The organism is Phaeospirillum tilakii (assembly GCF_042683125.1).
Lineage (GTDB): Bacteria > Pseudomonadota > Alphaproteobacteria > Rhodospirillales > Magnetospirillaceae > Phaeospirillum > Phaeospirillum tilakii.
Map to the genome: position 1 here is coordinate 1 of NZ_JBHUIY010000004.1, position 13736 is coordinate 13736.

At 70.0% G+C, this 13736-nt stretch carries 18 protein-coding genes and 2 pseudogenes; all 20 read right to left on the reverse strand.

The features are described 5' to 3' along the window. Nucleotides 1-430 (reverse strand): annotated as a pseudogene (locus ACFSNB_RS03005) (hypothetical protein); the annotation flags it as partial. After that, the gene (locus ACFSNB_RS03010; protein WP_377314383.1) at nucleotides 430-1038 is read right to left on the reverse strand and encodes a phage connector family protein; all 609 of its coding nucleotides are present in this window, start codon (nucleotides 1036-1038) and stop codon (nucleotides 430-432) included. The pseudogene ACFSNB_RS03005 and the gene ACFSNB_RS03010, both read right to left, overlap by 1 nt. Nucleotides 1039-1040: 2 nt before the next feature. Further along, the gene (locus ACFSNB_RS03015) at nucleotides 1041-1877 is read right to left on the reverse strand and encodes a DUF2829 domain-containing protein (protein ID WP_377314385.1); all 837 of its coding nucleotides are present in this window, start codon (nucleotides 1875-1877) and stop codon (nucleotides 1041-1043) included. 2 nt (nucleotides 1878-1879) lie between these two features. Beyond that, nucleotides 1880-2062 carry a hypothetical protein gene (locus ACFSNB_RS03020; protein WP_377314387.1) on the reverse strand — a complete coding sequence of 61 codons (183 nt, stop codon included), beginning with the start codon at nucleotides 2060-2062 and terminating at the stop codon, nucleotides 1880-1882. Between the two features lie 12 nt (nucleotides 2063-2074). Further along, complete coding sequence (locus ACFSNB_RS03025; protein ID WP_377314389.1) at nucleotides 2075-2521, reverse strand: Bbp16 family capsid cement protein; 447 nt, start codon at nucleotides 2519-2521, stop codon at nucleotides 2075-2077. Between the two features lie 13 nt (nucleotides 2522-2534). Continuing rightward, nucleotides 2535-3527, reverse strand: a complete 993-nt coding sequence (locus ACFSNB_RS03030) for a major capsid protein (RefSeq protein WP_377314391.1) — start codon at nucleotides 3525-3527, stop codon at nucleotides 2535-2537. A gap of 3 nt (nucleotides 3528-3530) precedes the next feature. Then, a complete protein-coding gene (locus ACFSNB_RS03035) occupies nucleotides 3531-4256 on the reverse strand; it encodes a hypothetical protein (RefSeq protein ID WP_377314393.1) in 726 nt (241 codons plus the stop codon). A 4-nt stretch (nucleotides 4257-4260) separates the two neighbouring features. Continuing rightward, nucleotides 4261-4548 carry a Bbp19 family protein gene (locus ACFSNB_RS03040; protein WP_377314395.1) on the reverse strand — a complete coding sequence of 96 codons (288 nt, stop codon included), beginning with the start codon at nucleotides 4546-4548 and terminating at the stop codon, nucleotides 4261-4263. Continuing rightward, nucleotides 4545-6260 carry a portal protein gene (locus tag ACFSNB_RS03045; RefSeq protein ID WP_377314397.1) on the reverse strand — a complete coding sequence of 572 codons (1716 nt, stop codon included), beginning with the start codon at nucleotides 6258-6260 and terminating at the stop codon, nucleotides 4545-4547. The genes ACFSNB_RS03040 and ACFSNB_RS03045 overlap by 4 nt, the downstream gene beginning before the upstream one ends. Beyond that, complete coding sequence (locus tag ACFSNB_RS03050; protein WP_377314399.1) at nucleotides 6257-6481, reverse strand: hypothetical protein; 225 nt, start codon at nucleotides 6479-6481, stop codon at nucleotides 6257-6259. Before ACFSNB_RS03050 ends, ACFSNB_RS03045 begins: the two co-directional genes overlap by 4 nt. A gap of 1 nt (nucleotide 6482) precedes the next feature. Further along, complete coding sequence (locus tag ACFSNB_RS03055; RefSeq protein WP_377314401.1) at nucleotides 6483-7925, reverse strand: MDR/zinc-dependent alcohol dehydrogenase-like family protein; 1443 nt, start codon at nucleotides 7923-7925, stop codon at nucleotides 6483-6485. After that, complete coding sequence (locus tag ACFSNB_RS03060; RefSeq protein ID WP_377314403.1) at nucleotides 7918-8451, reverse strand: hypothetical protein; 534 nt, start codon at nucleotides 8449-8451, stop codon at nucleotides 7918-7920. Before ACFSNB_RS03060 ends, ACFSNB_RS03055 begins: the two co-directional genes overlap by 8 nt. A gap of 104 nt (nucleotides 8452-8555) precedes the next feature. Then, a complete protein-coding gene (locus ACFSNB_RS03065; RefSeq protein ID WP_377314405.1) occupies nucleotides 8556-9104 on the reverse strand; it encodes a hypothetical protein in 549 nt (182 codons plus the stop codon). Between the two features lie 28 nt (nucleotides 9105-9132). Beyond that, on the reverse strand, nucleotides 9133-9618 hold the full coding sequence (locus ACFSNB_RS03070) for a hypothetical protein (RefSeq protein ID WP_377314407.1): 486 nt from the start codon (nucleotides 9616-9618) through the stop codon (nucleotides 9133-9135). Between the two features lie 16 nt (nucleotides 9619-9634). Then, on the reverse strand, nucleotides 9635-10537 hold the full coding sequence (locus ACFSNB_RS03075; protein ID WP_377314409.1) for a hypothetical protein: 903 nt from the start codon (nucleotides 10535-10537) through the stop codon (nucleotides 9635-9637). Then, nucleotides 10534-10734: a hypothetical protein gene (locus tag ACFSNB_RS03080; protein WP_377314411.1), complete on the reverse strand. Its 201-nt coding sequence runs from the start codon at nucleotides 10732-10734 to the stop codon at nucleotides 10534-10536. The genes ACFSNB_RS03075 and ACFSNB_RS03080 overlap by 4 nt, the downstream gene beginning before the upstream one ends. Continuing rightward, the gene (locus tag ACFSNB_RS03085) at nucleotides 10731-11231 is read right to left on the reverse strand and encodes a hypothetical protein (protein WP_377314641.1); all 501 of its coding nucleotides are present in this window, start codon (nucleotides 11229-11231) and stop codon (nucleotides 10731-10733) included. The genes ACFSNB_RS03080 and ACFSNB_RS03085 overlap by 4 nt, the downstream gene beginning before the upstream one ends. Nucleotides 11232-11430: 199 nt before the next feature. Then, a pseudogene (locus tag ACFSNB_RS03090) lies at nucleotides 11431-11895 on the reverse strand (DNA cytosine methyltransferase); the annotation flags it as partial. Further along, nucleotides 11892-13349 (reverse strand): DEAD/DEAH box helicase, encoded by a 1458-nt coding sequence (locus ACFSNB_RS03095; protein WP_377314413.1) that lies wholly within the window; start codon nucleotides 13347-13349, stop codon nucleotides 11892-11894. The gene ACFSNB_RS03095 and the pseudogene ACFSNB_RS03090, both read right to left, overlap by 4 nt. Continuing rightward, nucleotides 13346-13726 (reverse strand): RusA family crossover junction endodeoxyribonuclease, encoded by a 381-nt coding sequence (locus ACFSNB_RS03100; RefSeq protein ID WP_377314415.1) that lies wholly within the window; start codon nucleotides 13724-13726, stop codon nucleotides 13346-13348. The genes ACFSNB_RS03095 and ACFSNB_RS03100 overlap by 4 nt, the downstream gene beginning before the upstream one ends. Nucleotides 13727-13736 lie beyond the last annotated feature (10 nt).

Here is a 13736-nt window from a genome sequence, read left to right on the forward strand (position 1 = left end):
AACTGCGCGCCAGCTTGCGCGGCGGATGGGCGGGATGGGCGAGATAGATCACGTCGCCCGACTGGGCGTGGGACAGTTCGGCGGCCTCGGCGGCGGTATAGGGGCTGGCGACCGTCACCACCTTGCCGGCGGCATCCTCGACCAGCCCGCCCCGGTACCAGATCCGCATCGTCTTCTCGCCGAACTCCAGCAGACAGACCTGGGAGGTGTTGTTGAAGCGGAACGGGATCAGGGTGGGGGTGACGCTCTCGTCGGCGACCGGGCCGAGGAATTCGAACCCGGCGCGGTTGGAGACGCCGCCGGTGCGGTGAACGATGAAATTGCGGCACTTGCGCAGGCCGACCGCGTACTTGCCGAGATCGACCCGGGCATACAGCGCGGGCGACAGCTCGCCCCCGGCGAACGAGGGCTGGAACAGGCGTTGGGTCATCAGCAGGCCCTTTCGTTGCCGGTGCGGGTGAGCAGCCAGGAGGCCATCTCCGGCGGCTCGGTCCTGCCTTCGTTGCCGTCGCAGGCCCGGGCCACGGTCAGCAGGCGGGCGTATTGCCCCTGGGCCATGTCCATCAGGGCCTTGTTGTTGGCGAGCGGCATTGCCAGCTCGGCGGCCAGCTTCCAGGAGAATGCCTCGAGGAACAGCGGATCGCAGGCGGCGAGGTCGGTGACCCGGGCGGTGTAGAGCAGCACCGCCGGGGCCAGATCGGTGTAGATCACCCGGCCGCCCGATCCGTCACCGGCCACCTCGAACGGCACCGGCGGGGCCTGCCGTCCGCGCGGATTGACGATCTCGCGGGCGAACAGGCAGTTGACCGGATAGGCATAGGCATGGGCCCACGGCTCGACCGGGTTGCCCGTGCTGGCCAGGGTGCGGCGCAGGGTGGCGAAGTTCCAGGGATGGTCGCGCAGCGTGGCGTCGCGCGAGGACTCGAACAGCAGGTCGCAGAGGATGCTTTCCTTCGAGCCCTCGTTGAGCGCCGCGATGGTCGTCCCGCCCAGTCGCACCAGGGCGAGGTTGCAGAGGGAGACGGGCGAGACGGCCATGGTCAGGCGCCTACGATCTGCCAGTCGGTGGCGAGCATGTCGGTCTGCGACGCCAGCCACGGAACGAAGCCGTTGTCGGAAGCCTTCATGCCGATCCAGGGCAGCTTGCGGTGGGGGTGATCGATGCCGAATTCGGGGAACGTAATGGTGTCCTGCGAGAAATCACACAGGCACAACCACATCCCCTTGCCGTCCCACCCGGCGCGGGCGACACGCTCGCCGGCCTTGAGCGCCAGCAGGGCATCGCCGAACGGCAGGTTGTCGGGGCGATCTGGGGCGACGGCGTCGGCGGTCGCTGCCTCGTAGGTCGTCTCGAAGATGTCGGGCTTGCAGGGATAGTATTCGCCCTTGACTCCCCGAATGATCCAGTCGCCGACACTCGCCCGCATCTCGCCTTCGAGCGTCTGAATGGGGTACCCATCGCGGCGGGCCAGTTCGCAGAAATCGTCCCAGGCGTCTTCAGCCTTTCGACAGTTTCGCTCTGGCGCCGACCCGGCGATGAACTGGTGCACGTCGATGACGTTGGTGCCATCGAACTTGATGGCCTGGATCACGACAGGCTTTTTGCGGAACTGCACCCCGGTCATGGGGCGCAGTTCGGTGTATCCTCCCTCGAACGCCGGCCAGGGAGACAGGGCGCGGTAGCCGTCCTCGTATTCGACGATGGCATTCCCTTCGACCGGACCCTGCCAGTGGGCGAGGATGTCGGCCTTGACGTGGATTTCCTCGCCCTCGGTCGTCGTGACGACCCGGTAACCCTCGGTCTCGCTGTGGATCACGTCGGAGATGCTGGCGATCTGCGCGGCCTTGACGCGCTTGTGGCACTGATAGGTTTTCATGGTCAGGCGTCCTGATCGGGGGTGGCCTTGCCCTTGCCGCCGGCCTTGGCGGAGGGCGGGACGGGCTCGGGCGGGTCGATCGGCTGCATGGCGGTGCCGACCGGCCCGCTCCACTCGATGACCTCGCCCTTGCGGCGGCGGTGACCGCCGACAAAGGCGTCGGCGGTCAGGCGATATTGCGGCATGGGTCAGGCTCCTCAGCTCGCGTCGGCGTAGGCTTTCCAGCCGGCCGGGTCGTGGGTCAGGAAAGCGTTGACCTTGCCGGCGGTGAAAGCAGCGGTGCCGGTGACCTGAAGTAGGCCGAGATACCGCTCGTAGGTGCCGCGCGGCAGCACGCCGGCATAGACCGTCTTGCCGGCGGTCAGCGACGCCACCGCGATGGTGTCGGTGACGATGTGGACGCTGGCGCTGCCGTCGGTGGCGATGGCCGGCTGGGCGTCGGAGGCCAGCTTGAAGGTCGCGGTGGCCGAGCCGCCCGAGGTCGCGGCGGTGTCCACCTGGATCACCAGATAGAGGTCGTTGCCCTGGCCCATGTCGAGCCCGGTCTTGCCGAGGTCGATTACGTCGCCGAGCAGGTAGGTGCCGGCCGCCCCGGTGTTGAGGGTGGTGGCGTCGCAGAATTCGGTGCGTTCATCGAGGATCATCGCGGGGCGCTCCTTACGACACGACGGTTTCGGTGTTGAGGATGGCGTCGGTGCGGCGGACCGGGATGCCATCGAAGGCCATCACCCGCTTGCCGGCGACGGTTTCCTCGGTCAGGTTGCCGGCGACCTTCTCGATGATGCCGAGCCGCAGCTTCTCGCGCAGGGTCCGGTTCATGTACCAGCAGGCCCGCCCGCGCCCGAGCACCGGGATCCGCTCGCTGGCCTGGATCATCCAGGTCAGCAGGTTCTTGGTGTTGGCGAGGGTGCCGAGGTCGGACACGTCGATGTTGGCGATGCGGGCGACGTAGCGCCAGTCGCGCAAGGTCAGGCCGACATCCCAGCGGTAATGGGTGCGGTAGGCCTGCATCCGCCCGTTCGCGCCGTCGGCGTTCTCGATGGTGACCTCGCCCAGATCCTTGTGCTTGAGCCCGGCCTGCGAGCCCTTGGGATAGATGCCGTGGCAGGTGTCCGGCCCCCACACCACCAGCCAGATCGAGGTGTTGTCCGACCCGGTGCCGCCGGCATTGATGATGTTGTCGGCATTTTCGGCCGACAGGCTGTTGTAGCGCGGGGCGAGGCCGGTGAAGGCTTCGGGCTCGGTGCCCTCGTTGCCGTAGAACAGGGTCTGGGCCACTTCCTGGCTCATCCCCTCGATGTGGGCCTTGTCCTCGGACAGGCGGAAGGCGGCGGTGTTGCCGTTGAGATCGGCCAGCGCCTTGTCGACCTCGGCATAGGCCTCCAGCATGCCGCAGGAATCGGTGACGCTGACGCGGCTCGACTTGCCGGGCTGGACGCCGCCATACAGCTTGCGCCAGGTCGGCTGGGGCAGGCCGGCGCGGACGGTGGTGCGGTGCCCGGTCGGCAGGTTGCCCTCGATGAAGGTCATGTCGTCGAGAACTTCGTTGACCTGATTGAGGATCTCGACCACCTGGGCGATCGAGCCGTCGGGATCGAGCGCCTTGGCAAGGTCGGCCAGGGTCGGGTTGGTGGAGACGAGGGTGGCCATCGGTTACTCCTTGGAAACCATGGTGGGGTAGAGGGCGGCGAGGCGGTCGCCCTTGGGCGCGCCGCTGGCGGCGACACGGCCGTCTTCCGCCATCGCCTTGCCGACGCGGTAGAAGGCGCGGATCATCTCGGGGTGGTTGCCGATGCCGGTCTGATTGAACAGCTCGACCAGCGCCGGGGTGGCGAAGGCCTGCAACGCCTGCCGGGCGATGCCGGCATTGGCCGCGAACGCCTCCCCACCGAATTCCTTGTCGGCGGCGGCCTGCTTGCTCCAGTCGGCGATGGTGGCCTGGGCGGCCTGCTGCTGGGCGCGGATCTGGCCGGCCTGGAAATCAACCAGCCTCTGGGCCTGATCAACCGACAGCCCGGCCTCGGCGGCGAGGCTGCGGAAGGCGGCCAGCCCCTCGGGGTTGGTGATCGGGAGATCGTCGGGCATCTTGATGCCGCTGGCGAAATCCTCGGCGGTCAGCGGCTTGGGCTCGGGCTTGTCGCCCTCCTTGCCCTCGGCCGGCTTGTCGCCGGGTTTGCCCTCGCCCTGGGGCTGCCCATCGGCCGGCGGGGTGGGGGAGGGCTGAGCCGCCGGAGCGCCCCCCAGCAGGGTGCCGGGAGCGGCCGGCGCGGCATCGGCCGGAGCCGCGAGAGCCTCCGGGGCAGCCGGAGCGGGCGTGGCGGGAGATCCGCCGCCACCGCCCTCGGCGGCGCGGACGGGGGTGGGACGGCGGAACAGCATGGGGTCAGGCCTCCAACAAAATGACGGGGAGATGCTCGGGAGCGGCGGCGCGGACCCAGCCCGCGAGAATCAGGGCGAGGTCGCGGCCCCCGGCGATGTAGGCGGCGGCGATGGGGTCGCCGACGCCGGCCGGCCGCAGCGGGTCGGCCTGGGCGACGATCCGGCGCAGCACCCGGCGACCGGCGGGGGTGGCCAGCACGGCGGCAAGGTCGGCCTCCTCCGGGGTCAGATCAGTCTTGGCCGGCGGGACGTCGTCGGCCGCGAAGGTCGGGTCGGGTCGGCGGCGGCTCATGGCAGGGCGCCGGTGACGTTGCCGAGGATGTCGGTCAGGGCGTTGCCCGGCCGGCTGGTGTCGGTCTGGCTGAGCAACTGGGCGCTTGCAGCCCCCTGCTGAACGGCGGCCATCGCCTGGGCGGCCTGCTGCTGCTTGGCCCGGGCCTGCCTGATCGCCGCCACCACGTCCGCCGGCTTGAGCAGGCGGGGGTCGGCGCCGATCGCGTCAGCGTAGGAGTCGATGGCGTGGTCGAAGTCGATCGTGTCGAGGATCGCAGGGTCGGCGCCGGCCAAATTGCCGACGAAACCGCACAGACGCTCGATCGCCCCAGCGGCCACCGCGCGCTGGGCCTGGGCCAGCATCGAGACGTAACGCACCCGCAGCCGCTGCCCGGCCAGGGCCGGCGGCGGCGGCGGCAGCAGGCCGGCCCGGCTGGCGATGGCGAAAACGCGGTCGATCAGCGGGTCGAGGAACTCGTGATGCAGCCGTTCCAGCACCGGCCCCAGCATCAGCAGCTTTTCCTCGCGGCGGGCGTCGATCTCGGTGGCGGTGACGCCGGCGCGGTCCATCTGGCTGATCATCAGCCACAGATCGACGTAGAAGGCGTCGCGGATCCGGCGGCGGACCCGGTCCATGTCCTCCTGCATCTCGCCCAGCCGGGGCTGGACCTGATACAGCGGCGTCGCCACCGGCGGCGTCGGCCCGCCGGCCAGATCGTAGAAAGTGGTGCCGTTGGGCAGCGGGTTGACCACCGAATTGCCGCGCAGGTTGGCCGGCACATTGAGCGGCGGCTTGACCATCTTCTGGATGGCGAGCGACTTGTCCTTCTCCTGGGCCTGGAGCTGCTCGACATCGCCCAGCGCGTCCATCGCCGGGCTGGTGCCGTAGATGTCGGGCGCGGTCAGGTTCCAGCGCGGGCACATCGCCGGGAACTCGTCGAAGCCAGAGATCCGCAGCAGCTTGTCGTCAGGTGCCCCTTTCTCGATCCAGACCGAGCGCCACGGCTTGCGCCAAGCCGGCCCCGGACCAGGGCGGTGGTCGCGGTTGGGCTCGATCGCCTGCACCACTTCGACCCAGGCGTCGAGCCGGTTGTTGTCGAACAGGGTCCGGGTGGTGGGCGAGATGGCGCTCCAGTCCCGCTTGCCGGCGGGGTCGGCCGGGGCGAACTCATCGACCACCTGGGCGACGCTGAGGCTGTAGACCCGGTACAGGGTGTCCACCTGACCTGTCTTGCCGGCGGCGATGTAATACTGCCCGACGGTGAGGGTCTCGCAGGTGATCACGTCGTCGAAGTCGGGCAGCACCACCATCGCGGCGGTTCCGAACGCCGCCAGCTCCTCATAGACCGCCGCCAGCGCGTCATAGGCGTTGGAGGCGCTGAAGATCTCGCGCAGCAGGGCGGTGACATCGGCCAGCCAGCGCTGGACGCCGTCATCGCGGGCTAGGGCGGGAGACTGGGCCGCCAGCATGAACCACGGCCGCGCCGGGCTGGTGATCCCGCTCATCAGCCCGGCGGCCATGGTGCGCAGCGCCAGGGTGCCGGTGTTGTCGATGATCTTGCGGTTGCGCCGGCCGCCCTTGTTGCGGTCGGACACCAGGAAGCGGCCGCGCCGGGGCAGGATCATGTCGGACACGTCGCGCCAATGGGCGACCCACGACTCGCGCTCGGTCTCAAGCTGGCTGAGCCGGCCCAGGCACTGGCGGCGGATCGCGGCGGCGTCCATGGTCATTGCCCCAGCAACGTCTTGCTGGAGGTGGCGGTGCCGACCTTGCCGCTGTCGCCCAAGCCGCCGGTGAGGATGGTGGCACCGGTGCCGGCCGCCGCGTTGCGCCTGCGGGTCGATTCGTAGGCGTCCTGCACCGCGTCGTCAGCATAGCTCGCCGCCTTGGTCGCGACCGTCGTCGCCACCGCCGGGGCGCTGCCGCCACCGCCACCGCCAAAAAGCCCCATGTCAGTACTCCTGCTGTTGGTCGGCCGCGAACGTCGGCACCCCGGCGGCGGCACTGTGCCGGGCGACCGGGGCGGCGAAGGTCAGCGCCAGCGCGTCGGCGCGGTTGGGGGAGGGCAGGCCGCGTTGCTTCATCGCCTCCTTGGCTTCCAACTGGATCTTGCCGTCGAGCCGGGCCACGGTCTCGGGGCCAACCAGATCCTGGTAGAGCGTGGCGTCGGCCTGATCGATCGCGCCGCCCTGCTTCAGCCAGTCGCGCATCTCGCGCCACATGAAGGCGCGCATGTTGAGGCAACCGGGGTCGGGGCTCTGGCCGGAGAACCACACCAGGCGCCAGCTATGCCCGAGTGCCCGGCCGGCCGAGACGATGCCGGTCCCGAAGCCGGCATCGACGAACACCGCGTCGGCGTGGTGCTCGGCGGCGAGGCGGGCGATCACCCCGGCCATCGCCACGTCGTCGTCATTGCGGGCCAGGGTCAGCAGGGTCTTGGCGTAGAGCCCCTGGCGCAGGGCGATGACGAACTCGTCATCCCCGGTCCAGGCCGGATCGACCCCCAGCACCACCGGGGCGAAGGAATACTGCTCGGGCCGCAGGTGCCGCCCCCGCGCCGCGTCGGCATCATCGCCGCTGATGAACTGCCGGGCGGACTGGCTGGGGAACTCGCCCCGGACCCGGACCTTGAAGAAGTCGCTGTCCTCGCCGTGATCGAGCCTCCATTGCTCGATCTTGGCGAGGTTGGTGCCGGGGACGGTGCGGCTGTCGATCTGGCGGGTCAGCCAGCGATGGCGATAGCGGCGGAAACATTCACGGAAGCGGCCGGAATTGCGGGTGGGATTGCCGAACACCACCCAGATCAGGATGGTGTCGGCGTCGGTCAGGGCGCCTTCGGCCACCTCCCACACCTTGTCGTCGATGTTGGAGGCCTCGTCGAACAGCAGCATCACCAGCCGCCCCTGATTGTGCAGCCCGGCGAAGGCCTCGGTGTTGGTGGCCGACCAGGAGACGAAATCCTGGCGCCAGCCCTCGGCCTGGGCCGGGTCGCGCGCCTTGATCGCGGTGGCCTGGGTGTTGAACCAGGACGCGGTCAGCGACATCCCGAACCAGCGGCCGACCTCGGGCGCCGTCTTGGTGCGCAGCTGGGCCTCGGTGTTGGCGGTGGTGAGGATGCGGGCCCCGACATGGCAGGACAGCGCCCAGTTCGACAGCATCCCCATCAGCGCCGACTTGCCGATGCCGTGGCCGGAAGAGACCGCGATCTGGCAGGGCTGGAACCGGGTGGCCGGGTCGGCGAGGTGGTCGCGGATCGCGCCGAGGATGTCGCGCTGCCAGTCGCGCGGCCCCTCGACCTCGGCCAACGCGCCCTGGCCCCAATCCCAGGCAGCCAGCGACCACCGCAGCGGGTCGAACTGGCAGCGGGCGGCGAGGTCGATCACGGCGTCACGCATCGGGGGTCAGTCTCCGCTTGGCCCGGGCGAGGCGCTCGGCCAGGGCGTCGTCACCCTCGCCGCCGCCGGCATCGTCGAGCCCGAAGGCCTGGCGCTCGCCCTTGATGAGGCGATCGACGGCACGGCCGACGCTTTCGACGGTCTGCGCGGCGTCGGCCAGGGCATCGAGCGGCAAAGGATCGTCCGCACTCAGCAGCGTCTCGGCCCGCTCGGCCAGCCGGTCGGCCAGATCGCCCAGACGGGACAGCCGGCGGCGGTGACGGAGGACGACATCGACGCCCCGAGCGGCGGCGGCATCGACCGCCTCGCGCGCGTTGGCGCTGCGAACCTCGGTGCGAACCAGCCGGCTGCGAACCACCTCGCGGACCTGACCGGACAGGTCGCGGTCCCATTGCTCGACCTTGGCCCGCTTGCGAACGGCGGTGTCGGTCACCCCGTGCTGCCGGGCGATCTCGCGCACCGACAGCTGGCCGGCCCTGAACTCGCGCTCGATCGCCTCCCAGTCGGTCGAGCGTTTGGCGGTCATGGCGATGTCCGGGTCTGAAAATGAAAAACGCCCGGCAACCTTTCGGCTCCGGGCGCAATTCAACTAATTGACATTTCCCAAATTACGTCATGCCGTCGAAAGGGTCAAGCCACCTCACGCCGGGGGATGCGGTAATGCTCGGCCAAGGCGTCGAGCCCATCACGCAAGGCACGGACGCCGGCCGGGCCGGTCAGCCCGTCGAGGATCGGCTGCGCGACCTCATCGGCAACCACCATCTCGACCGCTGCCCACACCAGCCCGGCGGGGCGCCGGTCTCGCACGGCGGCGCAGGCGGCGAGGTATCGGTCGCGGACCTCCAGCCAGTCCTTGGCGGTCGGCTCGTGGCGGGGCTGCCCGGTGGGCTGTCGGGGCTGGTGCGCCGGCAGGCCGGCCATCAGCGCCCACCGGGTCCAGTCACGGCCGAAAGCGATGCCCGCGTCGTGCTGGCGCTGGTCGATGACGCCCCGCATCAGCAACTGCCCGAGGGCGTAGCCCGCCTCCGGTCGCTTGGCGGCGATCTCCGGCGAGCAGCCGGCCAGTTCCGCCCGCCGCTTGAGGGCCTCGGGGGGGATCGTCTCCCGGGGGCGCAGGTCGCCGCTCGGGTACCGCTCCCCCTGCTGCCGGCGGCGTCCACCTCGGTTGCGCTTGCTCAATTCGGTCCTCCATGGTCGTCAATCGGTGTCACGTCCGCATGCTCCCGGCGACGATCGCCGCGGCACTCTCCCCGGCCGCGAGACGGGCTCTGACCTGGGCGAGGGCGTCCCGGTCCTCCGGAGAGAGCCCCGCCTGCCAGCGAGCCACCCTGGCGCGGCGGGCGTCATCGTCGGCCCGCCCCTTGGCCTCCAGCTTGGCCCGCAGCTCGGCCTGGGCGATGGTGTGGCGCCAGTCCGTCAGCCGGGTCATCGCCTCGCCGACCCACCGCACCACGTCGGCGATCTTGGGCGGGTCCGGCCACCGGTGGGTTCGAACCACTTGGTCGAAGGCCGACGCCAGCACGGCGGCGGGGTAGGGCGACAGCAGCCGCCGCCACTCGGCCAGGGTGATGGGCTCGGGCTGGGGCACGCCGGCATCCCACATCCGCTGCATCAGGCCGGCCATGACCGCCGGATCCACCGGGGCCAGACGGGCCTCGATGTCGGCCCGAGCCGCCGGCAGCAGCTCGGCCACGCCGTCAGGGAGCGCCTCAGAGAGGCCCGTCCACGAGGTCAGGGAACGCCTCAAGCGTCCGGCGTCGGCTCTCGTCAGGGTCGTAGGGGCGGCGGCGCGCAGAGCGGGGGCGAGGTTGGTCGGTGCCATGGGCTCCTCCAAGCGATTTTCGGTGGGAGACGGCGGCGTTTGGTATCGACAGGCAAAACGCCTTCAGCGATTGGGTGGCGGGTCGGCCATCGGCTGCGGCGGTGCGCATGCCGTGCTCGATCACGTCGAGCACCAGGGCGAGCGGTGCGCCCTGGAGGTACTCCGCTGCCTGGGTCAGCAGGGTCAGGTCCGGCGCCGGAAACTTGGCCTCGGTGGGCCAGAGGGTGCGGCGCAGGTGGTGGAACCGGCTGACGACGGTGCGTGCATCCGGCTGGAACGGGTCGATGCCCGTCGAGGCGTCCGGTTCGGTGACCGGATCGGCGTCCTCGCGCGAGCGCGCGTCCCCACCACCACCTAGATTCCCTTCTTTCTTTCTTTCTTCTTTGCGTCGCTCCTGCGTCGCTTCTGCGTCGGAAGGTGCGTCGGTTGCTGCGTCGGTGTTGCCGGCTTCAGCTTGATATTTGTCGTAATTACAGATGGTTATGACCATCTGCCCTGCGTCGGTTGCTGCGTCGATCATTGCGTCGGTTTTGAGACGCTCGATGAATCGTCGAACTGCCGGCTCGGACCAGCCCCATGCCTTCGCCATGAACCGCAGCGAGGCGGTGACCTGCCCGCGCTGAAGCTCGACCGTGCGCCCGGCGATGCTTTCGCGCCGGGGCTTCCAGGCGGCATTCTCGATCAGCCAACACCATGCCGCCCGTCGGCAGAACGACTCGCGGGCGCCGCCGAGGGCCGGATTGTCCATCCAGCCGCGGTGCATGCGGTAATGGCCTGTGGCGCTGCTCATCGCCGCCCCCTCTCGACTGCGACGGTCGGCCATTTGATGCGCCCGGCCCGCCAGTCCTCAGCCCGGCGTCGGCAGGCCCTGGCCGCGCTCTCGTGATCGGCGCGGGTCTCGGCGTCGGTGGCGCTGGCGGCCCGGATGTCGTGGACAGCGGCCAATTTGTCGAGCAGGTCGGCTTCGTGGGTGGGGTCGGGGGTCATTCAGCAGCCTCCCCGAACAGCCGCAATTGCCCGTCCGCCTCGATCGCCGGCCGCGAGAGCAGCGCGGAGAGTGCGGAACGCGAACGCTGCTTCCAGCGGGCAAACGCCGTTGCCGACGAGTCGCAGGCGGTCCACCCGATGGGCCACTGCATGAGCCATTCCGCGAACTGCGGGTTCAACCGCCGGCGCGAGGTCTGGCCGTTCGGCGATGATGTCGGGCCATCGCTCGTCCCCGGGGCCGGGAGCGAAGAGAAACGGTGCTCCACGAAATTGGGCAGTTGCTGGCCGCGTCCGCTTCCCTCGTTGCGCCGGTCGTGGCTGGCCGCGCTGTTCGGCGCCCGCCAGTCCCGGGCTGCCGGCGTCGGCCATGCCATCGCCTGTTGCGTCAGACTGTCGTCTCGCTGCTTCCTGGCGCTCCATTTGTCGCCGTCGCCCGCCCGCGGTGTCGGCCAGATCGCCGGGGTGTTCACCGCCTGCGCCAAGGATTGGCCCGACATGCCGGCGGTGATCGTTCCCGCTCGCTCCCCATCCGAGGCCGATGGCGTCGGCCATGTGATCGCCGCCCCCAGCAGGGTCGGCCGCTCCGCTCCCTTCTGCCCCCGATCCCGCTGATAGCTCGACCCGTTGCCGTCCGCCGCCCGCGCGGTGGGCCAGGACGAACAGCCGCTTGCGTTCATGGCTCGCGCCGACTTCAGCCGCCGTGAACAATCCCGCTGCAACGCGATAACCCATGCGCTCCAGCTCTTCGTGGACCTCTCGGAACCCCAGACGAAGATGGTGGGCGACGTTTTCGAGCCAGACGGCGCCGGGCTCGCATTCGGCGACGATGCGGGCGACGTGGGGCCAGAGGTGGCGGGGGTCATCGGCGCCGCGTCGCCGGCCGGCGAGGCTGAACGGCTGGCACGGATAGCCCGCAGAGACGATATCCACGCATCCACGCCAGCGTCGGCCGTCGAAGGTGGCAAGGTCGTCCCAGACAGGAGCCTGATCCAGCTCCGCCGCTTCCATCCGGGCCACGAGGGAGGCCGCAGCAAAGGCTTCCCGCTCGACGTAACCCACAGTGCGATACCCGGGGCAGGCGATGTGCAAGGCGAGTTCGAGCCCGCCGCCCCCGGCGCATAGAGCCAGGCCATTCAGCGGCCCTCCTTCCTCGGGGGTCATTTCCACCCTCCAGCCCGAAATTCGCGCCGCTTCCAGGCGTTGCGCTGGTCCATGTGCATCCGGGCCATGGCCTCGGGGTTCTGGCACTTCCCTGGGTGGATCTGCCCGTAGAGCCGGAAGAACATCACCAGATCGGCGTGCGTCTTGCAGGCCTTGACCGCGTCCTTCCACTTCATGCTGAGCAGGTAGTCGGCGGGGATGCCGGCGATCGGCGGATGGGCCTCGATCGCAGGCGGTTGCCAGCCCTTGACCGTCTGGGTGTTGCCGCAGTCGCAGCGCATCACCGTGTTCTCGTCGGGTCGCCCCTGGACGCGGTGGCATTTGCGGCAGCGCCAGACGGCGGCTACAGCCTTCTCCAGCCCGCGCAGCCCGCCCTTGAGGTCCCAGGCCCGGCGAGCGTCGTACATGCCATGGCGCGAGCAGTTGCCGACCAGATCAAGGATGGTGGCGTGGCTCTTGTCGGGGTGGGGCCGCAGGGCGCGCCCGATCATCTGGACGTAGAGCGAGGTCGAGGCGGTGGGGCGCTCAAGGGTGGCGCAGGCGATGGCGGGGATATCGAGCCCCTCGCCGATCAGGGCGCAGGAGGTCAGCACCTGCACCGACCCGTCTGCAAGCCCACCGATCGCCGCGGCGCGCTCCCGGGCGGACATCGAGCCATCGACCGAGGTGGCCAGCCAGCCGGCCTCGCGATAGGCGGCGGCGCTGGCCTCGGCCAGCTCGACCGTGGGGCAAAAGACGACGGCCGGCTCGCCGGGGCAATGGGTGGCATACCAGCGACGGCCAAGCACCGCCAGCCCGGCCGCCTCGACCGCGCGGGCCATCTCGCCCAGGGCGAAGTCGCCGCCGCGCTTGGCGACCTTGGACAGGTCGAGCGACGAGGGCGGCGCATAGACCTGGGCCGGGGCGAGGTAGCCGGCCTCGGTCAACTCGGCAATCGAGAGGGTGCGCACCGTCGCCGTGAAATGCCCGCCCTCGCCGAGCCCCTTGCCGTCGAGCCGATAGGGGGTGGCGGTCAGCCCGAGCTTGCGCGCCCGGGGCATAGCGTCGGCGATCCGGGTCCAGCCGGCGGCGGCGACGTGGTGCGCCTCGTCGAACACCGCCAGATCGAGCGAGGCCAGCCAGGGCCGGAGCGCATCCATCCGCGCCGTCACGGTGTCGATGCTGGCGACGTGCAGCCGGGCCGAGGTCACCTCCTCGCCCGGGGCGATGATCCCATAGGCGAGGTCGTAGAGGTCGGCCCGCGCCGCCGCCTGATCGCGCAGCTCCTGCCGGTGGGTGAACCACGCCACCCGCTGGCCGGCGCCGATCACGCGGTCAACGATCTCCATCCCCATCGTGGTCTTGCCGCTGCCGACCGGGCTTTCGAGCAGCACGCCCTCGGCGCCGCGCTGGAGGTGGGCGAGCACCTCGGCAACGGCCTTGCTCTGGTAGGGGCGGAGGGCAGGGGCGCTCATGCCGCCGCCCTCGGCCGCACCACGACCTCGACGCGGGGGTTGTCGCGGTCGATGAAATGGTAGGTGTGGCGTTCGCGAACCTGCCGGTCGTTGGCGTAGACGCGCCCTTGCAGGAAGTCGAGCACCAGGGATTCATCCAGATCCGGGCGGTGGGTGGCGTAGTAGATCGCGATGAAGGCGACCACCTCCCCGCCGGGGAAGGGCAGGCGATCCGGGCGGGGGATTTCCCCCTCCGCCCGCTCCAGCCAACCCAATGCCTTGTCCGACTTGATCGAGGCGAACCGCTTCCCTCTCGGCACGATGCGGCGGGAATTGGCTTTTGAGGCCGGCTCGCCGTGGATGACGAGCCGCACTTCAGGCGTGGGGGTGTCGGGCATCGCGGCGTGG